Origin of the sequence: Micromonospora sp. NPDC049204 (assembly GCF_040647935.1) — a bacterium.
Taxonomy (GTDB): domain Bacteria; phylum Actinomycetota; class Actinomycetes; order Mycobacteriales; family Micromonosporaceae; genus Micromonospora.
Genome location: NZ_JBEZDC010000009.1, coordinates 203,670 through 228,510, shown reverse-complemented (window position 1 = coordinate 228,510; position 24,841 = coordinate 203,670). Strand labels below are relative to the sequence as shown.

General features: G+C 70.7%; 28 protein-coding genes. 18 read left to right on the top strand and 10 right to left on the bottom strand.

What is annotated here, in order from left to right; all coding sequences use genetic code 11:
* Window positions 1-33: 33 nt before the first annotated feature.
* On the top strand, window positions 34-1,044 hold the full coding sequence (locus AB0A90_RS19465; protein WP_357249426.1) for a helix-turn-helix domain-containing protein: 1,011 nt from the start codon (window positions 34-36) through the stop codon (window positions 1,042-1,044).
* 966 nt (window positions 1,045-2,010) lie between these two features.
* On the opposite strand, the gene AB0A90_RS19460 is transcribed toward AB0A90_RS19465, so the two are convergent.
* Window positions 2,011-2,937 carry a hypothetical protein gene (locus AB0A90_RS19460; protein WP_357249423.1) on the bottom strand — a complete coding sequence of 309 codons (927 nt, stop codon included), beginning with the start codon at window positions 2,935-2,937 and terminating at the stop codon, window positions 2,011-2,013.
* A gap of 129 nt (window positions 2,938-3,066) precedes the next feature.
* Here AB0A90_RS19460 and AB0A90_RS19455 point away from each other — a divergent pair, with 129 nt between their 5' ends.
* The 4 genes from AB0A90_RS19455 to pip all read left to right on the top strand — a co-directional run bounded on the left by AB0A90_RS19455 (window position 3,067) and on the right by pip (window position 6,326).
* Window positions 3,067-4,116, top strand: coding sequence for a histidine kinase (locus tag AB0A90_RS19455; protein WP_357249420.1), 1,050 nt, complete (start codon window positions 3,067-3,069; stop codon window positions 4,114-4,116).
* Entirely contained in the window at window positions 4,113-4,775 is a 663-nt protein-coding gene (locus AB0A90_RS19450) for a response regulator transcription factor (protein WP_357249418.1), read from the top strand. The genes AB0A90_RS19455 and AB0A90_RS19450 overlap by 4 nt, the downstream gene beginning before the upstream one ends.
* Window positions 4,776-5,104: 329 nt before the next feature.
* The gene (locus AB0A90_RS19445) at window positions 5,105-5,290 is read left to right on the top strand and encodes a hypothetical protein (protein ID WP_357249415.1); all 186 of its coding nucleotides are present in this window, start codon (window positions 5,105-5,107) and stop codon (window positions 5,288-5,290) included.
* Window positions 5,291-5,309: 19 nt separating this feature from the next.
* Window positions 5,310-6,326 (top strand): prolyl aminopeptidase, encoded by a 1,017-nt coding sequence (gene pip / locus AB0A90_RS19440; protein WP_357249412.1) that lies wholly within the window; start codon window positions 5,310-5,312, stop codon window positions 6,324-6,326.
* Window positions 6,327-6,365: 39 nt separating this feature from the next.
* Here the strand turns inward: pip and AB0A90_RS19435 are convergent, their stop codons facing one another.
* Window positions 6,366-7,340 carry a WYL domain-containing protein gene (locus AB0A90_RS19435; RefSeq protein WP_357249410.1) on the bottom strand — a complete coding sequence of 325 codons (975 nt, stop codon included), beginning with the start codon at window positions 7,338-7,340 and terminating at the stop codon, window positions 6,366-6,368.
* 130 nt (window positions 7,341-7,470) lie between these two features.
* Here AB0A90_RS19435 and AB0A90_RS19430 point away from each other — a divergent pair, with 130 nt between their 5' ends.
* Together AB0A90_RS19430 and AB0A90_RS19425 are read left to right on the top strand one after the other, a co-directional pair.
* On the top strand, window positions 7,471-7,866 hold the full coding sequence (locus AB0A90_RS19430) for a RidA family protein (protein WP_357249678.1): 396 nt from the start codon (window positions 7,471-7,473) through the stop codon (window positions 7,864-7,866).
* Window positions 7,867-8,183: 317 nt separating this feature from the next.
* Window positions 8,184-8,708: an NUDIX hydrolase gene (locus AB0A90_RS19425; RefSeq protein WP_357249407.1), complete on the top strand. Its 525-nt coding sequence runs from the start codon at window positions 8,184-8,186 to the stop codon at window positions 8,706-8,708.
* Window positions 8,709-8,810: 102 nt separating this feature from the next.
* Here the strand turns inward: AB0A90_RS19425 and AB0A90_RS19420 are convergent, their stop codons facing one another.
* On the bottom strand, window positions 8,811-9,269 hold the full coding sequence (locus tag AB0A90_RS19420; protein WP_357249404.1) for an HNH endonuclease: 459 nt from the start codon (window positions 9,267-9,269) through the stop codon (window positions 8,811-8,813).
* Between the two features lie 94 nt (window positions 9,270-9,363).
* Here AB0A90_RS19420 and AB0A90_RS19415 point away from each other — a divergent pair, with 94 nt between their 5' ends.
* The gene (locus tag AB0A90_RS19415) at window positions 9,364-9,807 is read left to right on the top strand and encodes a nuclear transport factor 2 family protein (protein WP_357249675.1); all 444 of its coding nucleotides are present in this window, start codon (window positions 9,364-9,366) and stop codon (window positions 9,805-9,807) included.
* Between the two features lie 54 nt (window positions 9,808-9,861).
* Window positions 9,862-10,542 (top strand): uridine kinase, encoded by a 681-nt coding sequence (locus tag AB0A90_RS19410; RefSeq protein WP_357249401.1) that lies wholly within the window; start codon window positions 9,862-9,864, stop codon window positions 10,540-10,542.
* 151 nt (window positions 10,543-10,693) lie between these two features.
* Here AB0A90_RS19410 and AB0A90_RS19405 read toward each other — a convergent pair whose 3' ends face one another.
* Entirely contained in the window at window positions 10,694-11,386 is a 693-nt protein-coding gene (locus tag AB0A90_RS19405) for a TetR/AcrR family transcriptional regulator (RefSeq protein ID WP_357249398.1), read from the bottom strand.
* Window positions 11,387-11,439: 53 nt separating this feature from the next.
* On the opposite strand from AB0A90_RS19405, the gene AB0A90_RS19400 reads away from it, so the two are divergent.
* Together AB0A90_RS19400 and AB0A90_RS19395 are read left to right on the top strand one after the other, a co-directional pair.
* Window positions 11,440-12,558 carry an NAD(P)/FAD-dependent oxidoreductase gene (locus AB0A90_RS19400; protein ID WP_357249395.1) on the top strand — a complete coding sequence of 373 codons (1,119 nt, stop codon included), beginning with the start codon at window positions 11,440-11,442 and terminating at the stop codon, window positions 12,556-12,558.
* A 129-nt stretch (window positions 12,559-12,687) separates the two neighbouring features.
* The gene (locus AB0A90_RS19395) at window positions 12,688-13,170 is read left to right on the top strand and encodes an NUDIX hydrolase (RefSeq protein ID WP_357249392.1); all 483 of its coding nucleotides are present in this window, start codon (window positions 12,688-12,690) and stop codon (window positions 13,168-13,170) included.
* Between the two features lie 28 nt (window positions 13,171-13,198).
* On the opposite strand, the gene AB0A90_RS19390 is transcribed toward AB0A90_RS19395, so the two are convergent.
* Both AB0A90_RS19390 and AB0A90_RS19385 read right to left on the bottom strand, forming a co-directional pair.
* On the bottom strand, window positions 13,199-13,933 hold the full coding sequence (locus tag AB0A90_RS19390) for an SMI1/KNR4 family protein (protein WP_357249390.1): 735 nt from the start codon (window positions 13,931-13,933) through the stop codon (window positions 13,199-13,201).
* Window positions 13,934-14,026: 93 nt separating this feature from the next.
* Window positions 14,027-14,767 (bottom strand): NAD(P)H-binding protein, encoded by a 741-nt coding sequence (locus AB0A90_RS19385; RefSeq protein WP_357249387.1) that lies wholly within the window; start codon window positions 14,765-14,767, stop codon window positions 14,027-14,029.
* 137 nt (window positions 14,768-14,904) lie between these two features.
* Between AB0A90_RS19385 and AB0A90_RS19380 the strand changes: the two genes are divergently transcribed.
* Window positions 14,905-15,387: an Rrf2 family transcriptional regulator gene (locus AB0A90_RS19380; RefSeq protein ID WP_357249384.1), complete on the top strand. Its 483-nt coding sequence runs from the start codon at window positions 14,905-14,907 to the stop codon at window positions 15,385-15,387.
* A gap of 37 nt (window positions 15,388-15,424) precedes the next feature.
* Here the strand turns inward: AB0A90_RS19380 and AB0A90_RS19375 are convergent, their stop codons facing one another.
* Window positions 15,425-16,975 carry a glycosyltransferase family 39 protein gene (locus AB0A90_RS19375; protein ID WP_357249380.1) on the bottom strand — a complete coding sequence of 517 codons (1,551 nt, stop codon included), beginning with the start codon at window positions 16,973-16,975 and terminating at the stop codon, window positions 15,425-15,427.
* A gap of 122 nt (window positions 16,976-17,097) precedes the next feature.
* On the opposite strand from AB0A90_RS19375, the gene AB0A90_RS19370 reads away from it, so the two are divergent.
* The 3 genes from AB0A90_RS19370 (at window position 17,098) to AB0A90_RS19360 (ending at window position 19,549) form a co-directional block, all read left to right on the top strand.
* The gene (locus AB0A90_RS19370) at window positions 17,098-18,129 is read left to right on the top strand and encodes an aldo/keto reductase (RefSeq protein ID WP_357249377.1); all 1,032 of its coding nucleotides are present in this window, start codon (window positions 17,098-17,100) and stop codon (window positions 18,127-18,129) included.
* On the top strand, window positions 18,126-18,632 hold the full coding sequence (locus tag AB0A90_RS19365) for a DinB family protein (protein WP_357249374.1): 507 nt from the start codon (window positions 18,126-18,128) through the stop codon (window positions 18,630-18,632). The genes AB0A90_RS19370 and AB0A90_RS19365 overlap by 4 nt, the downstream gene beginning before the upstream one ends.
* Window positions 18,633-19,054: 422 nt before the next feature.
* Window positions 19,055-19,549 carry a CAP family protein gene (locus AB0A90_RS19360; protein ID WP_357249371.1) on the top strand — a complete coding sequence of 165 codons (495 nt, stop codon included), beginning with the start codon at window positions 19,055-19,057 and terminating at the stop codon, window positions 19,547-19,549.
* A gap of 80 nt (window positions 19,550-19,629) precedes the next feature.
* Here the strand turns inward: AB0A90_RS19360 and AB0A90_RS19355 are convergent, their stop codons facing one another.
* Both AB0A90_RS19355 and AB0A90_RS19350 read right to left on the bottom strand, forming a co-directional pair.
* The gene (locus tag AB0A90_RS19355; RefSeq protein ID WP_357249368.1) at window positions 19,630-20,901 is read right to left on the bottom strand and encodes an MFS transporter; all 1,272 of its coding nucleotides are present in this window, start codon (window positions 20,899-20,901) and stop codon (window positions 19,630-19,632) included.
* A 197-nt stretch (window positions 20,902-21,098) separates the two neighbouring features.
* Complete coding sequence (locus AB0A90_RS19350; protein ID WP_357249366.1) at window positions 21,099-22,331, bottom strand: MFS transporter; 1,233 nt, start codon at window positions 22,329-22,331, stop codon at window positions 21,099-21,101.
* A 68-nt stretch (window positions 22,332-22,399) separates the two neighbouring features.
* Between AB0A90_RS19350 and AB0A90_RS19345 the strand changes: the two genes are divergently transcribed.
* Window positions 22,400-22,903, top strand: a complete 504-nt coding sequence (locus tag AB0A90_RS19345; protein ID WP_357249363.1) for a MarR family transcriptional regulator — start codon at window positions 22,400-22,402, stop codon at window positions 22,901-22,903.
* A gap of 45 nt (window positions 22,904-22,948) precedes the next feature.
* Here AB0A90_RS19345 and AB0A90_RS19340 read toward each other — a convergent pair whose 3' ends face one another.
* Window positions 22,949-23,668 carry a VOC family protein gene (locus AB0A90_RS19340; RefSeq protein ID WP_357249359.1) on the bottom strand — a complete coding sequence of 240 codons (720 nt, stop codon included), beginning with the start codon at window positions 23,666-23,668 and terminating at the stop codon, window positions 22,949-22,951.
* Between the two features lie 124 nt (window positions 23,669-23,792).
* Between AB0A90_RS19340 and AB0A90_RS19335 the strand changes: the two genes are divergently transcribed.
* Window positions 23,793-24,308: a DUF2087 domain-containing protein gene (locus AB0A90_RS19335; RefSeq protein WP_357249356.1), complete on the top strand. Its 516-nt coding sequence runs from the start codon at window positions 23,793-23,795 to the stop codon at window positions 24,306-24,308.
* A gap of 52 nt (window positions 24,309-24,360) precedes the next feature.
* Complete coding sequence (locus AB0A90_RS19330; protein ID WP_357249353.1) at window positions 24,361-24,837, top strand: MarR family transcriptional regulator; 477 nt, start codon at window positions 24,361-24,363, stop codon at window positions 24,835-24,837.
* Window positions 24,838-24,841: the final 4 nt, after the last annotated feature.

Here is a 24,841-nt window from a genome sequence, read left to right as displayed (position 1 = left end):
CCGTCAGCCAGGCGTGAGTGCTAGAAATCGCGTATGCCGCACCAATCCTCGCAACCTGGCGACGCGCACCGGGTGGTGATGCTCGTCGACGACGGGTCGAACCCGTTCGAACTGGGCGTGGCCACCGAACTGTTCGGCCTGCGCCGCCCGGAGATCGACCGCCGCTGGTACGACTTCACGCTGTGCGCCGCCGCCCCGGACACCGTGCTGCACGCCGGGCTGTTCACCCTCAGCGGCGTACCCGGCCTGCACGCCGCCGAGGGCGCCGACACCCTCATCGTGCCGAACCGGCCCGACCCGCACGTCCCGCCCGCGCCCGCCGTCATCGACGCCGTGCAGCGGGCTGCCGCCCGCGGCGCCCGACTGGTCAGCTTCTGCACCGGCACGTTCACCCTCGCCGCCGCCGGGGTGCTCGACGGCCGGCACGCCACCACCCACTGGCGCTGGAGTGATCTGTTCGCCGCCCGCCACCCCCGGGTGTTGCTGCACCCCGACGTGCTGTTCGTCGACGACGGTGACGTCCTCACCGCCGCCGGCAGCGCCGCCGCCCTCGACCTCGGCCTTCACCTGATCCGCCGCGATTACGGCGCGGAGATCGCCAACACGGTCAGCCGTCGGCTCGTGTTCGCCGCGCACCGCGACGGCGGGCAACGCCAGTTCGTCCCCCAGCCACTGCCGGCCGTACTCGACACGTCTCTGGCACCGCTGCTCGACTGGGTCCGAGGACGGCTGCACCAACCCCTGAGCGTGACGGACCTGGCCACCCACGCCGCCGTCAGCCCGGCTACCCTGCACCGCCGCTTCCACAGCGAACTGGGCACCACCCCGCTGGCCTGGCTGACCAGCGAACGCATCAATCTGGCCTGCCGCCTGCTCGAAGCAGGTGAACCACGCCTGGACAGCGTCGCCCGCGCCAGCGGCCTGGGCACCAGCGCCAACCTGCGTACCCAGATCCGCCGCCACACCGGGCTGACGCCCAGCGCCTACCGCGGTCGCTTCACCACCGCCGCCCGCCCGCACCAACGGGGCCGTGCTGACAACTGACCACGAGACATCTCCCGCCCCGGCGCCGGGCCTGCCGTCAGGCTCGGTGCGTTACGGGGAACGCCGCCGCACGTCGCCCGTACCTCCGACTGCGGTAGGCCCGAGCGGGCGGCCTGAATGAGCGGCTGTTACGGCCGGACGCGGCACGGGGCGCTGGCCGTGGCGGCTGAGCCGGGTACGGCGACGCCGCGCGAATGTGCTGACCACCGCCGGGCAGCTGGCCCACCGGCAGGGCCTGCGCTCGTACGCCGAGCACCTCGACCATATCGACGGGGGACCCAGCCACCCTCGACGCGGCGATCGCGCTCGTCGACGGCGTCCTCACCGATCTCAGCGACCGCCCTCCTGAGTTCTGTACCGATCCCTGGGACCCGATGAACGGACCGAGCCGAACCAAGCAGGGACCCAGTGTCCTAGGACGGCTTAGCAGCCGTGCGGCAAGCCGCACCAACAGCAAAGATGAAACGTCGCTCCGCGCCGTTACCAATCACCCAAAAACGAGCCCGAGCGGAGGGCTGCACTCGTCACCGCCAGGCTCTGGTGCGACGGAAGCCCGTCGACGGCGGAACAGCCATCGACCCTTTACGCCGCAAGCACCAGCCGACTAGGGGTCACCGAGCAACCATCGCCATACGCGATCACGCTGCCGTCGTTGGGGGAGGAGCGAATCGCGATCGTCGTCCTCGATTCGCCGGCGACACCGTCTCCTCACCGCGACGCGCTCCCGACGCCTCGGCTGCCGCAGGGGCCAGCAGCCCGTCGTACGTGGCCACTTCACCGAACTCCGGCCATACGAGAAGATCGTCTTCACATTGGGCTGGGACCCCACGCCCGACCTGACCGGCCTGCCAGCACGGCCGGAAACGCGACGTCGGCCATACGTGACGCGTGCCGTGCCACCTTGATCGCGCATCCACTTCTGGCCGATGAGCGTGCGGGCGATCGGAGCAGTGTGATCGCGTCGCGTCACGTGGCCGTGGCGGAGTTCGGATACGGCTGATCCGGCACGTTGTCGTGGGCCTTCTCGTCGTGGACGGTGCAGCGTCGACGGTGATACGCCCAGGTGGCCAATCCCAGCGTCACGCCCCACGGCAGCCATACGAGGTTTCCGACCCATGCTGCCCAGTTGGCCGGGTCGAACTGAGCCAGGGCTCGCCACATCGTGACGCCTGACCCGGTGAGGATCACGGCCACGACCGTCGCCGGCACGACCGCCAGCAGCCGTGGCACACGCATGCCGAGCATTCGTGTTCCCCAGCGCTGGGTGAGCCCGAGCGTCAGCAGGCCGCCGCCGGCCGCGGCGCACGCGAAGACCAGCTCCCGCGCGCGTCCGGCTGGCGAGGACACCATCACGGTGGTCGCCGCATCAAGCCCGAACGGATAACCGGCGGCCCACACCGCTCGCGGTACCGCATACACGAACGGGAACGCTGCGGCGAGCAACGTCACCGGCCGGCCCCAGGGCGGTGCGGTGCAGGGTGTGGGCCGGCGTGCCACCGCCGCCCACAACGCGCCGCCCGCCGCGAACCAGGCCTGCGCAACCGCGGCCGTTTCCACCCGATCTGCCCGCAGCATCAGCAGTTCGCCGACCGCGAGCAGCAGACGCCCGTCGGGGATGACCAGGAGGAGTACGGCGGCGGCCGGCCAACCGACGAACCGCAACGGTGGGCGCCCTGCCGGCAGCACGGCCACGACCGCGCCGAGCGCGGCGAGCACGGCGAGGGCGAGGCCGGTGGGGAGCGGGTCGAGGCCAGTCAATACCGCGCCCATCCGGGTGGCCCGATCGCTGTCACCGAACGGGAAGCCCGGGCCGCCGGTCGCCCACATCAAACCGGCTACCGCGGTCGCTGCCGACCATCCGGCGGTCGCTGTTTGCACGAGGTTCTTTCGCATGCAGACCAGCGTCGGCGCGGAGCCGTTGCCCGTGTACCTGCCGAACGGCCGGTTCCGGGCCGCACCCGCTACGCACTTCGGCCGTTGGGCAGGTGTGGCCGGTGCGGGCAGGTCACTAGGGTTGGCACCGTGCTGACGTTGGCTTCGGCCGTGCTCGCGGTGGTCGCGGCCGTGTTGATCGTTCGGGGCAGGTTCGGCGGGTTCGCTGTGGCCGTCGCCGTCACGGGTTCGATGACCGTCACGGTCGCCGGGCGGAGTCCCAGCGGCTCGCCTCCGGCCTGGGGGCTGTCGCTGCTGCCGTTGCTGGCAGAGTTCGCGGCGCTGACGGTGATCGTGGCCTGGGTGACGCGCCGGACCGGGCCACGGGCAGCGGCGCTCGGGGCGGGTTCGGCCGGGGTGGCGGTGGCCCTGCTCGTGTTGCGGCTCACCGGGCCGCCGTCGCTGCTCGCCGCCGTCGGGGCATGCTGCCTGTGGGGATTGCCGGCTGTGGGTGCGGTCGCTGTCGGACTGCACCTGCGTCGCCAGGACCGGCGACGGGTACAGGTCGCAGCCGAGGCGCGGCGGGCACAGCGGCTGGGACTTGCGCGGGATCTACATGACTACGTTGCCCACGACGTCAGCGAGATGGTTGCCGCCGCTCAGGCCGGGATGGTCGTCGGCGGCGACCCGGCTACCGCGACGGCGCTGTTCCGGCGGATCGAGCAGGCAGGACAGCACGCGATGGCCGCACTCGACCGGACCGTGCACATGCTCGGCGATCAGCTACCGGGCCTCGACGAACTGCCTGTGCTGGTGGCCGGCTTCGACGCCGCCGGTCCTGTTCGCGCCGACCTAGACCTCGACCCGGTACCCGCGGGCTTGGTCCCGGCCGACGTCTCGGCCCTCGCCTACCGCACGGTGGCCGAGGCGCTCACCAACATCCGCCGGCATGCCCCGACCGCTACCGCGGTCTCGGTCACGGTGGTCCGTACCGACCTCGGCACCCTCACCGTGACTGTGACCAACGACGTGCCGACCACCGCGGCGGCACCGGCTCGGGCCACACCCGGTGGGCGTGGGCTACCGGAGCTCACCGCGGCCGCGGCAGCTCTGCACGGACGCCTCGACGCGGGAGCGCACGGCGGCGGCTGGCGGCTGCGTGCCGAACTACCACTGGCGCCGGGGAACGGCCGGCCGTGACGACGATCAGAATCCTCCTGGCCGACGATCAAGAGGGCATCCGGGCCGCGTTCCGCCTGATCCTTGACGCCCAGCCCGACATGACCGTGATCGCTGAGGCGGCCGACGGCGTCACCGCCCTGGAACTGGCTCGCCACCTGCGCCCGGACATCGTGCTCGCCGACGTGCGGATGCCCGGCCTCGACGGATTGCACCTCGCCCGCGAGCTCGCCGGCCCCGGTGTCGCCGACCCGATCCGGGTCATCGTGGTCACCACCTTCGACCTCGACGAGTACGTGCACGCCGCGCTGCGCCACGGCGCGTCCGGGTTCATGCTCAAGCGGTCGGGTCCGACGCTGATGATCGAGGCAATCCGAGCGGCGATGGCTGGCGACACTCTGATCAGCCCACAAGTGACGATGCGCCTACTGAGGCATCTGAACGCCAAGGCTGCCATCGCGCCGGAACAGCCCGATGCCGCCATGCTCACCGGGCGGGAACGCGACGTCGCGCGACTCGTCGCTACCGGCCGGTCCAACGCTGAGATCGCCGCTGAGCTGCACATCTCCGTGGGCACGGTGAAGGGGCACCTCACCGGCATCCACGCCCGGTTGGGAACCCGCAACCGGGTCGAGATCGCCGTCTGGGCCCATGAGTCGGGCCTGACCGGCCGTGCATAGGACCGGATGTACCGTCGTGCCGCGACCCGCGTCCTCACGACCCGGCCGGGACCACCGCCGGACCGTCGCCGGGACCGGTCGTCGGGATGTTGCCACCCGGCCCATGCAGGCAGCCTGGCCATACGGTGCTCGGATGAGTACCTGGCCGCCGACCCGGTCGCCGCGCACGCGGTCCTCGCGCAGGCTTGGCTCACCTCATCTGTTCGAGCTGAGGCCGGATCCGAGTAAATGGGAGGCCTCGGCACGCCAGCTGCGGGACGGGCGCGAGAAACTGCGCCGATCACCCGGGGACGCTGGCAGCCCAGTTCGCACTGGGAGTAGCGCTGATCATGACCTCCACCCGCAGGCGTGGCCTCACCCTGGTCGGGCAGTCGCTTGCACGGATACACCGCGCCGTCGGCCTCAAGTCGGACCTGTTCGCGCAGGGCTTGGTCGCGCTGCTCGTACTCCCCTTGCTTGCCCGCAGAGTTCTGCACCTGCTCAGCCGGGCAGGCTCAGCAGCCGATCACGAATGAGCACCGAAAGGTCTGGACCTTGACCGAGCTGTACCCACCAGTCGAGCCGTACGAGACCGGCATGCTCGACGTCGGCGACGGCAACGTCGTGTACTGGGAGGTGTGCGGTAACCCGGCCGGTAAGCCAGCGCTTGTCGTCCACGGCGGGCCCGGCTCGGGGTGTGGGACCGGCTGGCGTCGGTACTTCGATCCGGACCGGTACCAAGTCGTCCTGTTCGACCAGCGTGGTTGCGGTCGGAGCACACCACACGCCAGCGATCCGGCGACCGACATGCGGCACAACACCATCTGGCACCTGATCGCCGACATGGAGCGGCTGCGCGAACGCCTCGGCATCGACCGCTGGCTGCTTCATGGCGGATCCTGGGGTTCCACGCTCATCCTGGCCTACGCGCAGCAGCACCCTCGGCGGGTGACCGAGATCGTCATCGCCGGCGTCACCATGACCAGGCGCGCCGACATCGACTGGCTCTACCGAGGCGTCGGGCGGTTCTTCCCCGAGCAGTGGGAACGATTCCTCGAAGGAGCTACGGGCACATCCCGCGACGGGGACGTTGTCGCCGCGTACGCCCGCCTCATGGAACACCCCGACCCCGCCGTGCGGGACAGGGCCACGATCGATTGGTGCGCCTGGGAGGACGCGGTCCTGTCCGGGGAGACCGGCGGCGCATCACGTCCGTACGGTGATCGCCCCCCTGCGGCGCGGCTGGCTTTCGTGCGCATCTGCGCGCACTACTTCGCCCATGGTGCGTGGCTTGAGGAGGGCGCGCTGCTGCGCGATGCCGGCCAGCTGGCCGGCATCGCCGGTGTCCTCATCCATGGCCGACTCGACCTGGGCGGGCCGCTGCAAACAGCGTGGGATCTGCATCGTGCCTGGCCCGACTCGACGTTGACCGTGATCGAGAGCGCGGGTCATCTCGGTACCGCGGAGACGCGCGAGCATGTTCTTCATGCCCTCGACCGATTCGCAGTCAACGATTCCCTTGGCGTACGAGGCCGCCCGTGCTGGCCTGAGGTGGGCGCTGTCATCTCGTGAACCGGAGCAGTCGCCCGACGCGAAGCCCCGATCGAACTCTCAGGATGGCACCCCGTAGCGGGCGGCGATCGTGGCCGCTCGGTTACGGAGGGAGGTGCGCAACCACTGCGGGGCCAAGGCTTCCGCGTTCGTGGCGAGCTGCCAGAGCGCCCATTCGGCGTGTCTTGGATCTTGGAAGGTCGCCTCCATCCGTAGCCAGCCGTCTGCGTCGGTCTCCTCGGCGTGGACGGCCAGTGCGGTGCCCACCAAGTCCTCCCGCCGCGCGGGGTTCACCCGTACCAGCACGGTGACCTGGTCGCCGCCGTTGCGAAACTGCGCGCTGCGTTCCTGCCAGGCCCCGTCCAGGTCGACCTGGTCTGGTCGCTGTGCGGGTTCGGCGAGTTCCTCGGCGGCCACGATCCGGGACAGCCGGTAGGTGCGGTCCACGCCAGACCTCGTGGCCAGCAGGTAGCCCTGGTCGCGTACCGTGACGAGGCCGATGGGGTCCACCGTGCGCCACGTCGGGGTTTGGTCCACGGCTGCGTAGTGGATGCGCAGCTTGTGTCCGGCGAACACCGCACGTCGGACCTCGGCCACGACGGCGTCGGGCACCTCGTCGGGGACCTGCCGGCGCGACAGCAGGTCGGTCTGTGGGTCGATGAGCAATCGCTGGACCGCGTCGGCCGCAGTGGCCCGGTAGCCTTCGGGCAGCGCGTCGACCACCTTGCGCATGGCCGAAGCCAGCGCCGAGCCGAGACCGAATGCCTGAGCGCCGCGCCGCGATCCGGCGACGAGCAGGGCGAGCGCTTCGTCGTGATTCAGTCCGGTGAGTTCGGTCCGGAACCCGGGCAACAGTGCGAATCCTCCGTGCCGACCGCGGTCGGCACGTACGGGGACGCCTGCGGCGGACAGCGCTTCGATGTCGCGCAGCACCGTGCGGGTGGACACCTCCAGCTCGCGGGCCAGCGTGGCCGCGGACAGCCGACCGCGTTGGCGCAGCAGCAGCACCAGCGAGACCAATCGGTCGGCACGCATGCGAAGACTCTACCGATACACGACACAGGGTGTCGTGATTGCTTGGCAGGCTCATCAACGCGACGTCAACGACGGTGGCTACTGAGCCCGTGGGCGTACGTCCTTTGAGTCGAATGGAGCTGATGTGTCAGTGCAGCGAACGGCAGTCAACCCCGTGACCTGGTCGTTGGACATGGGATTCAACCAGGGTGAGATCGTGTCCGGGCAGACCCGGACCCTGTACTGCTCCGGACAGACCGCGATGAGCGGCGACGGCAAACCTCTGCATGACGGGGACCTGGCCGCGCAGTTGGCGCTGAGCCTCGACAACCTGGAGGCCGTGCTCGGCGAGGCCGGGATGTCCCTCGCGAACCTCGTCCGGCTCAACGTCTACACCACCGACGTCGACCTGCTGTTTCCGCACTACGGCGTCCTGGCGTCGCGGTTGGGTGCCGCCGGGGTGGCACCGACCACCACGATGCTCGGGGTGACACGGCTGGCGATCCCCGGACAGATGGTCGAACTTGAGGGAACCGCCGTCGCGTGAGGTGACCTCGCCGCCTCTGGTGCTCGTGCCGGTTCAGCCGGCACGAGCACCAGGCATGGATGGTTGCGGTGCTCAGTCCCGCTGGAAGTCCTGCGACGCTTATTTATCGTATTGCCAGTAACAGTAACCCAATAAATCACCATCACAAAAGGGGCGAACCAGGCGTGCACCATAATGACAGTTCTTGTGCGTAAGGCATCCGGCTGGTGTGGATCCGTCGATGACGCGGGGTTTTCGGTGCGGGCGCGGGCCACTGAAGCCGCTCAGTGGCGGCGACGGTGTTTCGACCGATGCAGGTGGCCTGCGAGCATCGTGCGATGGAGCGCCTGGATAGTCGAACCGTCTACACCAATGCCTGGATGACCGTCCGGGAGGATCGCGTTCGCCGGCCGGACGGCTCGACCGGCATCTACGGGGTGGTGGAGAAGCCGGACTCCGCGCTGGTCCTGCCCCGCTGGGCTGAGGGCTTTTGGCTGGTCGAGCAGTTCCGCTACCCGGTCGGCCGGCGAGCCTGGGAGTTTCCTCAGGGCAGTTGGGGACACGGGGTCAGGGGCGACGCTGCCGAGCTGGCTCGTCAGGAGTTGGCCGAGGAGACCGGATTGCGTGCGGAGACCGTCACCCATCTGGGGCACCTGTACGAGGCGTACGGGTTTTCCACCCAGGGCTGCGACGTCTACCTGGCCACCGGGTTGACCGAGGGAGAGCCGGACCGCGAGGCGACCGAGCAGGACATGGTGCACCTGTCGTTCACCGACGTGCAGATCCGGGCGATGGTGTTGGCTGGTGAAATCGTCGATGCGCCGTCGCTGGCTGCGCTGACCCTCTACGCGATGTCCCGTTGACCCCGCCGCTCGACCGACGGCAGACCGGCGTGGCGGCTGCGATGCTGACGGACCGGTTCGGGTTGGGGAGGTGTTCGTGGTGGTGCGTCAGGGAACACGCTGTCAGCGGCCATGCGCGGAGCGGGCTTGGGCTACCTCGGCGGCTTGGCGTTCGCGCCATCGGCGTTGAGCCTCCCGGTTGCATGTCCGGCAGACTCGCCGGTACCGGTTGGTCACCGGGTCGAGTTCACGGTCGTGGCCGTTGCGGCACAGTGCCGGCTGGTTGCGGGTGCGGCAGGTCTCGGCCCGGCTGAGCTGGCGCAGGTGCGTCGGCTCGATACAGTCGGCGGCGCCGCAGGTCTGGTCGACGTCGAGGGCAGCGTCGTACCCGCCGACGAGGACGACGTACGCGGCGATGTGCGCCCACGCACGACCGGCGACCTTCTGGTGCACCCCGCGTCGCCGCCCGTAGCCTTCGATGACCAGGCAGCCATCCTCGGTGCGGTGTGAGCGCTGCAGCAGGTAGGTGCGCAGCGACTCCTCGGTGTGGTAGCGGGACAGACCCTTCACGGCCGAGAGCACGGTGTCACCGTACCCATGTCGGGGATGCTCCCGGTCGCCGGCCGCGCTGTCCCGCCCACGACCTGATAGGAATATCGACGTCGGCGGGTTGGCGATGCGCCGCCGAAGATGTCGGGTTGTCGGGTGGAGGTCATTGGTGGCGTTGTCAGTCGAAGACAGGCTCGCGGTGCATGAGCTGATCTCGTTGCACGGGCATCTGATGGACAGCGGCGAGTTCGACCGGATGGGTGAGCTGTTCTGTACCGACATCGTGTACGACGTCTCCGCGTTGGGGTTCGGTGAACTGCGTGGGTACGAGGCGATCACCGAAGCCAGCCTGGCGGTAGGCGATGCGAACCCGGTGGGGCATCACGTCACGAACATCTGCGTGACCGAGGATCCGGACGGCACGGTGCGGGTGCGGTCAAAGGGAATCGGGATCTCCGCCGACGGCGGCGTGGGCAGTGTCGTCTACGAGGACGTCGTGCGTCGGGAAGCGGCTGGATGGCGTATCGCGTATCGCAGGGTGATTCCCCGCCGCACACCGCTGCACCCCTGACAGGTGGGGGAGAGCACGGTGGTCGCGGGCGGTCGGCGTGCGGAGGGGACGGGCGTGGACGTCGTACGGGGGCAACTGCTTGACGATGTCGCTGACCTGGTTCCGACGTTCGCCGCGCCGCAGTGCGTGCGGGTGGCCGTTGACGGGGTCGATGGGGTGGGGAAGTCGACGTTCGCCGGCGAGCTGGCCGCGTCGCTGAGCGAGCGGGGACGTCATGTCGTGCACGTGTCGGCGGACGACTTTCATCACCGTCGGGCCGTGCGGCATCGCCGGGGCCGGGATTCGCCGGAAGGATTCTGGCTCGACAGTTACGACTACGACGCCCTCGTCCACAACGTCCTAGAGGGGTTCGGTCCCGGGGGCGCGCGCCGTTACCGCCCTGCTGCCCACGATCTTCGGACCGACGAGGTCCTGGATCTTGCGTGGCGGACCGCGGCGCCTGGCACGGTACTCATCGTCGACGGGCTGTTCCTGCACCGAGACGAACTGGTGGACTTCTGGGACTTCTCCGTCTTTCTCGACGCGCCGTTCGCGGTCACCGCGGCACGGATGGCCGGACGCGATGGCTCGCATCCGGATCCCGACCATCCCAGCCTCGGCCGCTACGTCGGCGGCCAGCGGCTGTACTTCGCCGCCTGTGCGCCGCACGAACGCGCGGACGTCGTCATCGACAACCAGGATGTGACCCGGCCGATCCTCACCAAGGTCGACATCGGCCGACGAGGGTCGAGCTGAGTGCGAACGAGCCTGAGTGGAGAGACCATCGGAGCGACAGGACCCGTGGTGCGTGGCTGAACTTGCCGGGACCAAGGGGGTGCTGCCTGGTCAGGTGAGCTTCGACGATCGCGCCTACCTGCGTATCCGCGGGTTGGGTAGGAGGTGAGCGTTACGCCGGCGGTCGGGTGATTTTGCCGGCCACGGCGTCGAGGACCCAGTCCAGGCCGGTCGCGAAGGATGCTTCGGGGTCCACCTCGGTGCCGTCGTGCACGGCCTTGGACAGTGCCGGGAAGCGACCCGTGGCCAACATCTTCGTCACGTGCGGGCCGAAGGCGCGTTGCCAGTCGCGCTTGGACAGGCCCGTGGCGCGCTCGGCCCGCAGGTTCGCGGTTTCGCGCCTGATCGCACCGATGACGTAGGCGCTGACCGTGTCCACGGCGCGCAGGACGGTGTCGATGTCGGCGAGACCGTCGAGGGCGGCCAGCTTGGCCTCGGTCACGGCCATGGCGTTGGGGCCCAGGGTCGGGCGGCCGCCGAGCAGATCGGCGAGCCAAACGTGGCGCAGCGCGGCCTGCCTGGTGCGGTGGGCGAGGATGCGCAGCGTCTCCCGCCAGTCACCGGGCCGCTCCGCGGGGAGGATCTCGGCGTGGACCTCGTCCACGATGAGGTCGAGCAGTTCGTCCTTGGTGGAGATGTATCCGTACAGCCGCATCGGGCCGGCGTTGAGGCGGGCGGCGACCTTGCGCACCGACACCGCCTCCAGTCCGCCCTCGTCGGCGAGCGCGATGGCGGCGGTGATGATCTGCTCCCGGCTGAGCGGCACGGGGCGATGCGGCGGCTCCGGCCGGTCCCACACGGTCATGATCACTCCCTGTTGTTGCGATGCATTGTACGGGCGATATACGGTGTATCGCTATGAGACACCGTATCGCGGTGGTCGGGGGTGGCCCGGGGGGTCTCACCTTCGCCCGTGTCCTGCACCGCCACGGCTACCCCGTCACCGTCCTCGAACGCGATCCCGCGCCCGACGCCCGCCCCCCGGGCGGCACGCTGGACCTGCACGAGGGGCTGGGCCAGCTGGCACTGGACAAGGCGGGGCTGCGGGCAGAGTTCCAGGCGCTGTCTCGTCCCGAGGGGCAGGCCATGCGCATCCTGGACACTGCTGGGACCGTTCTGCGCGACTGGCGACCCGATCCGGAGGAACAGGCCAATCCGGAGATCGACCGCGGGCACCTTCGTGACCTGCTGCTCGGCTCCCTCGACGTGCAGTGGGGTCGAGAGGTGGCGCAGGTGGTGTCGGGGGCCGGGGATGGCGTACTCATTCGTTTCGCCGACGGGCGGCAGGAGACGTTCGATCTCGTGGTGGGCGCGGACGGCGCCTGGTCCCGGGTACGCCCGGCAGTCTCGCCGGTGACGCCGCAGTACACCGGCGTCACCTCGGTCGAGACCTCCCTCGACGACGTCGACACCCGCCACCCCGCCCTCGCCCGGTTGATCGGCGACGGTTCGGTGGCCGTGTACGGCGTGAACCGATCTCTCGTCGCCCAGCGCAACAGCGGCGGTCACGTCAAGGTGTACGCCAAGTTCCGCGCACCGCTGGACTGGCACGCCGGCCTGGACCTGGCCGACGTCGAGGCCACGCGATCGGGCCTGCTGGCGCTGTTCGACGGCTGGGCACCTCCCGTCCTCGACCTGCTCGGCCACGGCACCGCCTTCGTCCACCGCCCGTTCTACGTGCTGCCCGAATCCCACACCTGGGTCCACGTGCGCGGGGTGACGCTCCTGGGCGACGCCGCCCACCTGATGCCGCCGTTGGGCGCGGGCGCGAACCTCGCGATGCTGGACGGTGCCGAACTCGCGGAGTCCATCGCCGCCGAGCCCGAGAATCTGGACGAGGCCGTCCGCGCCTTCGAGGAACAGATGTGGGCACGGGCCGGCAGGTGGGCGACGATCACGACGGCCGGTCTGGAACGTCTCGTGAGCCCGGACCCCGCCGACGCCCTCGCCCTCTTCGACGACGTCCAGCCCTCCTGACCTGCGGGAGCGAGAGCGGCGCCGCGCCATCGCTCCCCGTCTGCGGACATCGTCTGCACGTCCACGGTGAGGCCGGCCGACCGCGTGTGCGGGCGGCACGTCGCCGGCAACTGCGCGATCCTGGTCACTGTGATCACACAACGGCTTCGCGTGGCCGCGTACGCGGTGTGTCTGCGGGACGAGAGTCTGCTGCTCGCCCGTTGGGTGTCGCCGGACGGGGCTCGGCGGCACTGGACGCTGCCCGGCGGCGGGGTCGAGCACACCGAGGATCCGTTCGACGCCGTCGTGCGCGAGGTGGCGGAGGAGACGGGGTACGCGGCGCGGGTCGAGCAGTTGCTCGGGGTGAACTCGCGGACCAGGAACGTGGAGCGACTCGACGACGACGTCGTCGAGCTGCACATGCTCGCGGTGTTCTATCGGGCCCGGATCGTGGGCGGTGAGCTTCGATCCGAGACCTGTGGCACGACCGACCTGGCGCAGTGGGTTCCGCTGGCGCAGGTCGTGGCACTGGAGCGGTCCGTCGTCGTCGACATCGGTCTGCAACTGCACCGCACCGCGCCACCCACCGGGCACGTGGAGCCGATCCACACGACCGGCCTGCTGCGACACTGACCGCCCGTCCAGGGCTCGTCGGCGAGGATCAGGTGTAGGGGCTGCGAGCTGGGACGTCCCGAAGCCAGGCCGGACGCGTCCCCCACGAGGCCGACGGGGTGCTGCCCCACTCGCAGGCCGGCCCCACGAGGGGATCGATCTCCAGAGGTGAGGTGTCCGGGTCCGCCGCGAACAGCGCGAGGTCCTGGGCGTAGCGGACGAGCAGTTGCGTCCAGGATGGGGCCAGCACGTCCCAGGAGGCGCACTCGACATCCACCCGGACCACCTGTCCGGGCGTTCCTCCCGGTGCCGGGTCACCGTCGAGCAGCCACAGCACGTCGCCGTTCATGTGCCCCACGACCACCGCGCCCGGCGTGCCGACGATCGGCCGCACCGGACCGTTCAGGCAGAGCATTCCTCTGTCGACCAGGTAGGCCCAGACCTGAGGGTCGTCCCAGTCCGGCTCCGGACCGTAGTTGTCGCGCCACATCCGGGTCATCTCGATGATCTGGTCGGTGTCACAGAGGTTGTCCAGCGGTACCGGGGTGGGCTCAACAGCCGGCAGTGTCGTACCGGGGTCGGTCCCGTTGTGGATGCGGAGACTTGCGCGGAAATCGGGCGGCAGTGTGATGGCCAAGGCGGTTTCCACCGCATCGATCGCGGGTGCCGGGGCCGGTGCGTTGAGCTGGCTCAGGGAGGACGGCAGGACGCGACCGAGGCCAGCCTCGATCCGCGCCCACGCCTCGGCGACGGGCCTGTCGACCTCGGTTGCGGTGTCGGTCACGACGCCGACCTTAGCCGTCACCACCTCGTCTTCGCGGCCCCGGCCCCACGACCGGCGCCGGCCCGCACGGCGGCGTGCGGGCCGGCGGACGCCTCAGCCCTGGCGGCCGAGCCACTCCCGGTAGGTGGTGGGGGCGATGACGGCGTCGTCGGCGGCGATGAGCACCGCGCCGGGTACGGCGGCGAACATGCCGGCGCTGTCGTCGGTGGTGACGGTGCGCTGGTCACCTCGCGCGGCGAGGGTGACCCGTCCCAGTTCGTCGAGGGCGAAGACGTCGGGGCCGGCGACGTTGCGGACACCGCGCAGCGGTGCGCCCGTGCTGACGTCCGCGACGGCCTGCGCCACGTCGGCCGCGGCCATGGGCTGCACGGGGGTGCGGGGCAGGCGGACGGTGGTGTCGTCGGCCGTCCACGACAGGATCGCCTCGACGAACTCGAAGAACTGGGTGACGCGCACGATCGAGTACGGGACGGGACCGGCCTTGAGGATGTCCTCCTGGAGGACCTTGGCGCGGTAGTAGGCCAGGTCGGGCACCTGGTCGACGCCGACGATGGAGAGCACCACGGCGTGGCCGACGCCCGCGCGATCGGCCGCGGCGAGGAGGTTGTCCATGGTCGTCTGGAAGAAGGCGGGGGAGGCGTCGTCGAAGGTCGGCGAGTTGGTCAGGTTGACGACGACGTCCGCGCCGGTGAGTCCGTCGGCCAGGCCCTGTCCGGTGAGCAGGTCCACCCCGGTGGACGGCGACAGTGGCACCGCGTCGTGACCGGCGGCCCGCAGGATCCGCACGACCTGCGAACCGATGAGCCCGGTCCCACCCAGTACGGCGATCTTCATGACAGTGCACCTTCCCGTGACGTTGTGGGGTCTTTGTCCGGCCGCACTGTGCGCGGCCGGAACTCGGACCTTTCCTGTCCGAGAACAATACTCAGACATTTGAAGTCCGAGTAAGTGGGGTTGGCTAGGGTGAGGGCATGAAGATGTCCGGCGGGGTCGAGTGGGCGCTGCACTGCTGCGTGGTGCTCACCACCAGCAGCGCGCCCGTGCCGGCGGCCAAGCTGGCGGAGCTGCACGACGTCTCCGGCAGCTACCTCGCCAAGCAGCTCCAGGCCCTGGCCCGCGCCGGCCTGATCCACTCCGTGCAGGGCAAGGCGGGCGGCTACGTGCTGACCCGGGCACCGCAGAGCATCACCCTGCTCGACGTGGTCCGGGCCGTCGACGGCCCCGGCCCGACCTTCGTCTGCACCGAGATCCGCCAGCGCGGCCCGTTCGCGACCCCGGCCGACGCCTGTACCACGCCGTGCCCGGTCGCCCGCGCGATGTGGGCAGCCGAGGACGCCTGGCGCCAGGCGCTCGCCGCGGTCACCATCGCCGACCTCGCCCGCGACGTCGACGCCACCTCCGGCCCCGAAGCACTGGCCGGCATCCAGACCTGGCTGACCAGCGGGGCCGGCTGACCACCGCGGCCCACTGCCGGAGCATGCGCCCCGGGCATCAGCCGGTGTGGCGTACCTCGGTGTCCCAGATCTGCGCCCACGGACGCCGCAGCCCCCGGCAGACGTGGATCGGGCCGCCGTTCTCGTCGTTGTCCACCTCGACCCGCTGATCCACCCGCCCCGCGAGCGTGCACTCGTCGAACCAGGCGGTCAGCGGCTCGGGGCGCTCCCAGCCGACCGCGATGACCACGTCCGCGCTGGCCGGCGGCTGGCCGAAGTCGACCATGCTGTTGTGCCCGGAGTAGGCCCGGGGCAGCTCACGGACCGGACCGTAGCGGGCCAGCGCGCCGGCCTCGCCGTAGTTGCTGGTCAGGATGACCGCCCGGGGGCGCTCCTCGGGCGGCAGCCCACGATGGACCGTGGCGACCGAGTCGGCGAACGCCGGCCAGCCGATCGTCTCGCCGGCGTCGTAGTTGACGTCGACCACGAAACCGGGCAACCGCTCGGCCGGCAGCACCGGCAGCAGCAGCACGATGTTGGGCAACAGGAACGGCACCACGCCCAACGGGAGCAGCCCTCGGCGCAGCCGGACCGACCCGCGCGACGCCCACCCGACGGTCACCACCGCGCCGGCGGCCGTCAGCACCAGCAGCAGCGGCGCGTCGTAGTAGCCCTTGCCACCGGCGATCAGCACGATGCCGAACACCACCAACCAGGCCCAGCCCACCGCCCGGTAGGCCCGCCACGCCGGTCGTCGCAGCAGCGCGACGAGGCCGGCGATCCAGATGGGTACGGCGTACGGGCTGATGATGACGAACTGGAGGGTCAACGCGTCGCGGCGGCCACTGTAGGAGCTGTCACCGTCGGCGATGGACGCCGCCACGCCGAGCTGGGGAAAGCCGTGCGCCGCCTGCCAGATCAGGTTGGGTGCGGCCAGCAGCACGGCGATCCCGGCGGCGGCGAGCACCCAGCGGTCGCGCAGCAGCCGACGTGGCCCGCCGATGAGCACGCCGGCGATCAGGCCCACGGCCAGCAGCGCGGGCAGCAGTTTGCTGAGCATGCCCACGCCGAGCGCCAGCCCGATGCCCAGCGTCCAGCGGCTGTCGCCGGTACGCAGCAACCGCACCGCACACCACGCCGCGGCCAGCCAGACCAGCAGGTCGACGGTGGTGGTGCTGAGCAGGTGCCCGCTGGCGAGCACGATGCCGGACAGCGCGGCCAGCACCGCCGCGCAGGTCTGCGCACCGCGACCGGCGCCCAACTCGCGGGCGATGGCGGCGACCAGCAGCACCGCGCCACCGGCCAGCAGCGCCGACGGGGTCCGCAGAATCACCAGGTTGTCCGGCGCGATCGTGTCCAGCAGCCGGGCCAGCGCCGGGACCAGCGGCCCCTGGTCGACGTAACCCCAGTCGAGGTGCCGGCCGGCGAGCAGGAAGTACAACTCGTCGCGGTGATAGCCGTAGCGCCCGGCGAGCAACAGCAGGACCACGCTCGTCGCCAGGGCCACCAGCCCCGGGCCGCGGGTGGGCGCACCGGGCTCCGGTGCTCCCGGCGGTGATGTCGGAGCCGGCCGGTGAGGCCGGTCAATGTTGATCGCGGACTCGCTCACCCGCCCATGATGACCGGCGAGGTGACCGCGCGGGTGCCCGTGCCGGGGCCTGGCGGCCTCCGTGTGCGGGTGGCCCCACCGAGTGCGAAGATCGGCTTTGTCACTCGGACCGAAAGGACGATATGCGCTACCGCACTCTGGGCAGCACCGGCACGGTGGTGTCGACCCTGTGTCTGGGCACGATGACGTTTGGGGCGGAGACCGACGAGGCCGGCAGCTTCGCTCAACTCGACAGGTTCGTCGAGGCCGGGGGCACGTTCCTCGACACCGCCGACGTCTACTCCGCGGGTGTCTCCGAGGACATCGTGGGACGCTGGCTGCGGACGCGGCCCGACGTGCGGGACCGACTGGTGATCGCCACCAAGGGCCGGTTCCCGATGGGTCCGGGCGCGAACGACGCCGGCCTGTCCCGGGTGCACCTCACCCGCGCCCTGGACGCCAGCCTGCGGCGGCTCGGTGTCGAGGCCGTCGACCTGTACCAGGCGCACGCCTGGGATCCGCTGACCCCCCTGCCGGAGACGCTGCGGTTCTTCGACGACGCGGTGCGCGCGGGCAAGATCCGCTACGCGGGGGTCAGCAACTTCACCGGTTGGCAGTTGCAGAAGGCGGCCCTGCTCACCCAGCACCTCAACCTCACCCCGATCGTGTCCCTGCAACCGCAGTACAACCTGTTGGCCCGGGAGATCGAGTTCGAACTGGTGCCGGTCTGCGAGAACGAGGGCATCGGCATCCTGCCGTGGTCGCCGCTGGGCGGCGGCTGGCTGACCGGCAAGTACCAGCGCGACAACACGCCCACCGGCGCGACCCGACTCGGTGAGAACCCGCAGCGCGGCGTCGAGGCGTACGCCGGTCGCAACGCCGAGGAGCGCACCTGGCGGGTGCTCGACGCGGTGCGCCGGGTCGCCGACGAACGGGGCGTGTCCATGTCGGCGGTGGCGTTGGCCTGGCTGGCGGCCCGCCCGGCGGTCACCTCGGTGATCCTCGGCGCGCGTACCACCGAGCAGCTCGACGACAACCTCACCGCCGCGGACCTGGTCCTCGACGCCGAGCAGATGCGGTCACTGGACGAGGCGAGCGCCCCGCTGGTGGGTGACTACCCGTACGGCGGGGCGGGTGTGCGACAGCGCGCCCGCGACCTGCCCACCGGGTCGTGACTGCCTTTCCCGAGCCGACCGAACCGGCCGGCAGCCGCACCGAGGTCTTCCTGCGCTACCTGGACTACTTCCGCGAGACCCTGGTGGCCAAGGTGTCCGCGTTGGCCGAGCCGGAGTTGCGGCGCAGCCGGCTGCCGTCCGGGTGGACCCCGCTGGAGCTGCTCACGCATCTGCGCCACGTCGAGCGGCGCTGGATCGAGTGGGGGTTCCAGGGCCGGGACGTCGCGCAGCCGTGGGGCGACCGCCGTGAGGACCGCTGGTACGTCGCCCCCGACGAGACGCGGGAGGACCTGGTGGCGGCGCTGCGGACGCAGGGCGCGCACACCACGGCGGTGGTGACGGCGCACGACCTGGCGGAGATCGGCGCGCCGGGGCCGCGGTGGAACGGCGCGGACCCGGCGTCGCTGGAGCGGGTGCTGTTCCACCTGGTCCAGGAGTACGCCCGCCACCTCGGTCACCTCGACGTGGTCGCCGAACTCGCCGGGGGTCCGACCGGCGAGTGACGCCGCCGCGCCCGCCGGGAGCCTCGGCGGCCAGCAACAACCGGACCTCCCGGTGGCCGGCGGCGGGAAGCCGCACCGTGCCGCTGGGTGCGAAATTGCCGTTGTGCCAGAGAGTAGAAATTTCTCTGGCACGCCGCTGATGTCGTACCCGGCTGGCACGACCTGCCGCTGACGCTGCGTCCACGCCCGCCTACCCGGGGTCACCTGGGGATTCGCCCCAACCTCTCCTCGCCGACTCATCGGCGAGTCCAGTGTTAGCGTCTCTGTCATTGATGCGTCACTTTAAGTGACGGTCTTTTCGCGTTGGCGGATGGAAGGCTGCCGATGGCTGTCCGGCCCGCTGTGTGAGCCCTCCGGGGCCGAGCCGCCCGCCATGGGGGTAGATCTTCCGCCGTTCGTCTTCAGCAGAAGGGTGTCACATCATGCGAGCTGGATTCGCTGATCGAACCAACGACGAGTTCCTGCAGGAGGTGCTGACCAAGGTCAACCAACTGCGGGCACGGCACGGATCGTCGCTGCTCACCCTCGACCCGGAACTCGTGGAGTATTCGAAGTCGAGGGCGTCCTTCATGGCCGAGAGCACCAAGCTCACCCACGAGGGCCTGCGACCGGACACCGGTGAGAACGCGTCGTGGGCGGGCGCCTCGACCGGCCCCACGGCGGGTTCGGGAACTGCCGCGGTGGAGAATTGGTACGCCGAGAACAGCAACTACAACTTCGCCACGGGCGAACCCATCGACCCCACGAAGCCGATCGGGCACTTCACCGCACTGGTGTGGAAGACCACCACCAAGCTGGGTGTGGGGCGGGTCGCCGGCCAGGGCACGAAGTGGTGGGAGACCTTCATCGTGGCCAACTTCTCGCCGCCCGGAAACATGGAGGGCCAGTACGTGATGAACATCGGGCCCGCGAGCTGACACACCGACCCCCTCGCGGCGGGGCGTACCGGCGATGGCCGGTGCGCCCCGCTCTGCGCCAGTCGAGCGGCCGAGGCCCCTCATTCCGGAGCGCCGGAACTCCGCGTCGTCGGCGTCGCACCATCATTGCGTCGCATCGCCCGTGGCAGTCGCAGGGCGACGATGCCGGTGGCCACCAGGCCGCCGACACCCGCGATCACCAGGGTCACCGGAGCGGACGTGAGGTCCAGCAGCAGGCCACCGGCCAGGTAGGACGCCGCGGCGGCGACCCCGATCGCGCCGTACAGGTTGCCGAAGACCCGGCCGAGCATGCCCGCGGGGACCGTCCGTTGCAGCAGCGTGCTGGAGGCGACGTCCATGGCCGCCAGTCCGAGCCCCCGGACCCCCTGGAGCGCGATCGCGGCGGCGACGGCCCAGGCGAGCCCGGTGAGCAGGTTCCCGAGACTGCTGACCCCGAAGCCCACGATCAGCAGCAGCGCCATCGACGCCCGGGTGCCCCACCGGGACAACACGGCGTACCCGGCGACGAGTCCGATGCCGACCGCGCCCAGCAGCAACCCGAACGCGGAGTTGCCCACCTCGAACGTGTCCCGGGCCAACACCAGCAGTGCCACGTCGTCGACCCCGTTGAAGGCGACCACCGCGGTGAAGCCCAGGAAGATCACCCGCACCGTCGGAACGCTCAGCAGATAGCCGATTCCCGATCTGGCCTGGCGCAGGAGCGACGGCTGGCGCCCCTCGGGGGTCACCGCCGGAAGCGACGGGAGAGTCGCGAGCAGGACGGCTGAGACGAGGAACGTCACCGCGTCGGCGAGCAGCAGCCCACGCACTCCGACCAGCGGGAACAGGGCCGCGGCGAGGAGCGGGCCGGCCGCCTCCGCCGCGTTCGCGCCGAACCCGACTGTGGAGTTGGCGGTCTCCAGGTCACGGTCGGCGACCAGTGCGGGCACCGCCGCCCGCGACGCCGGTTGGAAGATCTGCGAGGCGGTGGCGCGGATCGCGACGAGGGCCAGCAGCACCGGCAGCGGGGGCAGCGTCACCACGATCACCAGCAGGACCGCGGCCTGGACGAGTTCGCAGACGACCATCAGCCGGCGGAGGTTGAGCCGGTCGACGAGCGCGCCGCTGAAGGGACCCAACATCGAGGGCGCGAGGTCTCCGACAAGCAGCAGGAGGGAGACGGCCAGCGCCTTCCCCGTCGTCTCGCTGACGTGCAACATGAGCGCGACGAGGCTGAGCGAGTCGCCGGCGTACGAGACGAGCCGGGCCGAGAAGAGATTGCGAAAGGGCCGACTGCGGCGAAGCAGTTGGGTGGGACGCAGCGAGTCGCCGCCGGTCGCTGCGCCTGACATCGAGAATCCTCCGACTCATGGATGTGCCGTTTCCCGACCAGCCTCTGGGTGAGGCTAGCCATACCGGCGTCGCAGAGCGCGCGATTAATGCAGCGTTTTCGCGTCGCGATGACCCGCGACGCCGGCTGACCGACCACCCCGCTCGCAGGCTCCCGGCGCTGGGCGAGAGCCTTCTTCGTGGGCGCGCACGGTCTGGCTCACCGAACGCCGGCGGGTCCGGCCGCTCGCGGTTGCGGGGTGGTCGGCCAGGTGAGTCGGCGTACGCCGGGGACGAGTGCGGTGCCCGCGCAGGAGACGAGGACCAGCAAGCCGGCGACGGCCAGCGGGACGGGTGCGCCGAACGCGTCGGCGGCCAGCGGCGCCAGCGCGTACCCCAGCGGCATGGCGCCCAGCGACACCAGCCAGTCGTAGGAGGTGACGCGGGCCAGGACCTCCGGCGGGAAGTGGTGCTGCACGACGGTCTCCCAGACCGGGTTGAAGTAGCCGAGGGCGCTCAGCGCCACGGCGTACGTGGCGATCACCGCCGGGGCGGGCGCGGCGACGGCGAGCAGGATCAGCGGCGCGGCGTAGCTGGCCAACGCGAGGTTGGCCAGCAACACCGGTCGCCGTAGGCGGACCCGCCCGGCCAGCAGTGAGCCGGTGAGCATGCCGATCGCGCCGGCCTGCAACAGCAGCACCCAGGTCGTCTCGCCGCCGAGGCGGTCGATGGCGACGGCCGGCCCGAGGGTCATCAGTACGGCGGCGGCGCCGTTCCACACGCCGTGCCCGAGCAGACTGGTCCAGAACCAGTCCCGGGCGCGGACCTCCCCGAAGCCGTGGCGCAGGTCGGCGAGTACGGACCGGTGGGGCACCGGCACGTGGCGGATCCGCACCAGCGCGAGCAGTGCCGCGCTGAGCGCGAACGACGCGCCGTCGAGGATGAACGCCCAGCCGGGGCCGGCGGCCCAGACCAGCGCGCCGGCCAGCGCCGGGCCGGCGAGGCGACTGGCGTTGGCGGTGATCCCCATCAGGGCGTTGGCCCGCTGCCGGCTGGCCGGTTCGACGGTGCCGGCGACCAGCGGAGACGCGGTCGGTATCGCGAACGCCGACGCGGTGCCGCCGAGGGCGGACGCGATGACGACTGTGGTCAGTGACGGATCACCCCCGAGTAGCTCCACGCCGACCGCGAGCTGGGTGGCGCAGCGGACCAGGTCGGCCAGCAACGCGACCCGTCGGGCGTCGAACCGGTCGGCGACGACACCACCGAGTGGCAACAGCAGCAGCCGGGGGACCATCGCCGCGGCCAGGACGACGGCCAGCGCGCCGGTGGAGCCGGTGGCCCGCAGCACGGCCAGGGCCAGCGCGGCGGGCACCACCGCGTCGCCGACGGCGGAGACGGTCCGGCCCAGGAACAGCAACCGGAACGAGCGGGTACGCAGCGGGTGGGTCATACCGGCAACATACTTCGAGATCGAACCTTTCGACAACAAATATTTCGACGTTGAGGTAAACTGGGGCCGTGACCACGACTCCCGACACCGTCGACAGCCACATCGAGCGGTGGCTGCCGGTGGTGCCGCACCTCGACGCCGACGTCGAGGGCGCGGTGACCAGGATGATCAAGCTGACCCGGCACCTGCGTTCGGTGAAGGAGCGGGTCCTGGCCGATTTCGACCTGTCGGTCCATGAGTACGACACCCTGCAGGCCCTGGCCGGCCGCCGGGGCCGGGCGGCGCCCTCGGACCTCGCCACGGATCTCGCGATGGCTCCCGCCTCGATCACCGCGCGGGTGGACGTCCTGCTGCGGCGCGGCTTCGTGCGCCGCATCCCGTCCACGGTCGACCGTCGGCGGGTGGACGTGGAACTCACCGACGCGGGGCGGGCGGCGTGGCGCGGGGCGATGGAGATCCAGGGCGCGGAGGAGCACCGGTTGCTCGGCGCGCTCACGACGACCGAGCGGCGACACCTCGCCGACCTGCTGCGCCGGGTGCTGCTCGTCGCCGAGCAGCCCGCGGCCGACTGAGCCGCCCGGCGGGAGCCGTCGGCCGGCTGGCGTTCGCATGGTGAGTCACCGCAGTGCTGCTGCGAGTTCGGTGGCGTTGTCGAACGCCGGTGCCGCCCGTTCGGATTCGTCTTCGGTGAGCGTGACGGACTGGGCGCGGGCCAGCATCTCGGTCGCGGTCGATGGATCGTGCAGCACCAGTGCGAGTTCGGCGCGGTAGACCAGGACCTCTACCTGCTCGACCGGGTCGTCGTCGGCCTGCGGGCGGGCCAACGCGCTGTCGAGGATCCGAACGGCCTGTCCCACGCTTCCCCTGGAGTCGGCCTGTACGACAGCATTCGCCAGGGCCTTGGCCAGCCGCCCGGCAGTCGTGGCGGCCGGCAGGGGCGCGGTGGCGGCGTCCCGGAAGACGCGGATCCAGTTGCCGCCCGGGTCGATGACGCTGAATCCGCCCAACCCGTCGGCGTTCTTCCGCGCCCTGGGTCGGGTCATCCGCGGCGTTCCGGACACCAGTACCTTGCCGTACGCGGCGCGCATGCCGGCCGCGAATGCCCGGTGTAGTCCCTCGATGTCGGCGGTGATGACGAGGCAGGAGCCATAGGACTGCTCCGGGTCGAATCCGGTGATCTCGAAGAACTGCAGATGCAGGTCTTCGCGCTGCACCCCCACACACGCGTTGGGCTTGCGTTGCTTGTACGTCGTGCGGAAACCGAGAACTCCGTAGAAGTTCTCGATGTCGTCGATGGATGCGCACGGCAGCAGGGGAACGGTCCGCTCGTTGGTCATGCCTTCTTCCTAGGCGTGGGAGGGTGCCCGTCGCACATGGAAATAGCCGATCATCGCCTTCGGCCATCCGATCGGCCGGAAAACGCCTGGCGGTGCGCGTACCGCTGATGCGAGGGTGACCGGCGTGACTGCGCATGCTCTGGCCGGGACGCTGGCCGACGACGGACGACGACGGATCTTCGCGGCGATCGTGCTGGGGGCGACCAGCGCGGCGCAGGTCGCCGAGCGCACCGGCCTGCCGGTGCGGGTCGTGCTCACCGGGGTTCGTCGGCTCACCGACGCGGGCCTTGTCGCCGGCGCGGACGGCGCGCTCGCGGCCGACGAGGCGTCGCTGCGGGCGGCCGCCCGCGACAGCCGCCCGGCCGACGACACCGACCCGGCCGCCGATCCGGTGCTGCGCACCTTCCTACGCGGAGACGTCCTGGTGGGCCTGCCGGCGCAGCCGAAACGGCGGCGCGTCCTGCTCACGCACATCGCCGAGCGGTCGTTCGAGCCGGGCACCCGCTATCCGGAGCGGGCCGTCGACGAGGTGCTCAAGGCGTGGTGCGCGGCGGGCGGGTCGGACCACGCCACGCTACGTCGGTATCTGATTGACGAGCAGTTGCTCACCCGGGAGCACGGCATCTACCAGCGGCCCTGATCGTCCACGGCGCAAACCGTCTGGTCGCGGAGCATCTTGCTAGCCTCGGCGCATGACCTCCTGCACGCCCGCCGACGGCCCACCGGACCTGTTGTTCCTGCTCTCCTGGGCGAGTCACGCGTTGCAGACCGAGCATGCCGCGGGGCTGGCCGAGTTGGGTATCTCGCCGCGGGCGCACTACGTGCTGGCGCAGGCCCGCACCGGCGAGCTGACCCAGCGCGAGATCGGCGAGCGGTGTGGCGTGGACAAGACCACGATGGTCGTCACGCTCGACCAGTTGGAGCGGACCGGGCTGGCCGAGCGCCGACCGGCGCCGACGGATCGGCGAGCCCGGCTGGTCGTGGTGACCCCGGCGGGGGAGCAGGTCCTGCAACGGGCGCAGCAGGTGGTCCGGCGCATTCAGGACGACCTGCTCGCGACCCTGCCCGAGCAGGACCGGGAGGCGTTTCTGCGCGCCCTGCTGGCGTTGGTGAGCGGCCCGCTGGCCACCACCTCCCCGTACGCGCCGGGTGGCCGCTCCACCTGTTAGTTCC

Bases quoted from the DNA above. Each gene is read 5' to 3' on its own strand.
- AB0A90_RS19400 (WP_357249395.1), top strand. From the start codon at position 11,440: ATGAGACACCGTATCGCGGTGGTCGGGGGTGGCCCGGGGGGTCTCACC.
- AB0A90_RS19425 (WP_357249407.1), top strand. From the start codon at position 8,184: ATGGAGCGCCTGGATAGTCGAACCGTCTACACCAATGCCTGGATGACC.
- AB0A90_RS19355 (WP_357249368.1), bottom strand. From the start codon at position 20,901: ATGTCAGGCGCAGCGACCGGCGGCGACTCGCTGCGTCCCACCCAACTG.
- AB0A90_RS19445 (WP_357249415.1), top strand. From the start codon at position 5,105: ATGACCTCCACCCGCAGGCGTGGCCTCACCCTGGTCGGGCAGTCGCTT.
- AB0A90_RS19460 (WP_357249423.1), bottom strand. From the start codon at position 2,937: ATGCGAAAGAACCTCGTGCAAACAGCGACCGCCGGATGGTCGGCAGCG.
- AB0A90_RS19385 (WP_357249387.1), bottom strand. From the start codon at position 14,767: ATGAAGATCGCCGTACTGGGTGGGACCGGGCTCATCGGTTCGCAGGTC.
- AB0A90_RS19350 (WP_357249366.1), bottom strand. From the start codon at position 22,331: ATGACCCACCCGCTGCGTACCCGCTCGTTCCGGTTGCTGTTCCTGGGC.
- AB0A90_RS19465 (WP_357249426.1), top strand. From the start codon at position 34: ATGCCGCACCAATCCTCGCAACCTGGCGACGCGCACCGGGTGGTGATG.
- AB0A90_RS19360 (WP_357249371.1), top strand. From the start codon at position 19,055: ATGCGAGCTGGATTCGCTGATCGAACCAACGACGAGTTCCTGCAGGAG.
- AB0A90_RS19380 (WP_357249384.1), top strand. From the start codon at position 14,905: ATGAAGATGTCCGGCGGGGTCGAGTGGGCGCTGCACTGCTGCGTGGTG.
- AB0A90_RS19370 (WP_357249377.1), top strand. From the start codon at position 17,098: ATGCGCTACCGCACTCTGGGCAGCACCGGCACGGTGGTGTCGACCCTG.
- AB0A90_RS19415 (WP_357249675.1), top strand. From the start codon at position 9,364: ATGCGCCGCCGAAGATGTCGGGTTGTCGGGTGGAGGTCATTGGTGGCG.
- AB0A90_RS19340 (WP_357249359.1), bottom strand. From the start codon at position 23,668: ATGACCAACGAGCGGACCGTTCCCCTGCTGCCGTGCGCATCCATCGAC.
- AB0A90_RS19435 (WP_357249410.1), bottom strand. From the start codon at position 7,340: ATGCGTGCCGACCGATTGGTCTCGCTGGTGCTGCTGCTGCGCCAACGC.
- AB0A90_RS19330 (WP_357249353.1), top strand. From the start codon at position 24,361: ATGACCTCCTGCACGCCCGCCGACGGCCCACCGGACCTGTTGTTCCTG.
- AB0A90_RS19405 (WP_357249398.1), bottom strand. From the start codon at position 11,386: ATGACCGTGTGGGACCGGCCGGAGCCGCCGCATCGCCCCGTGCCGCTC.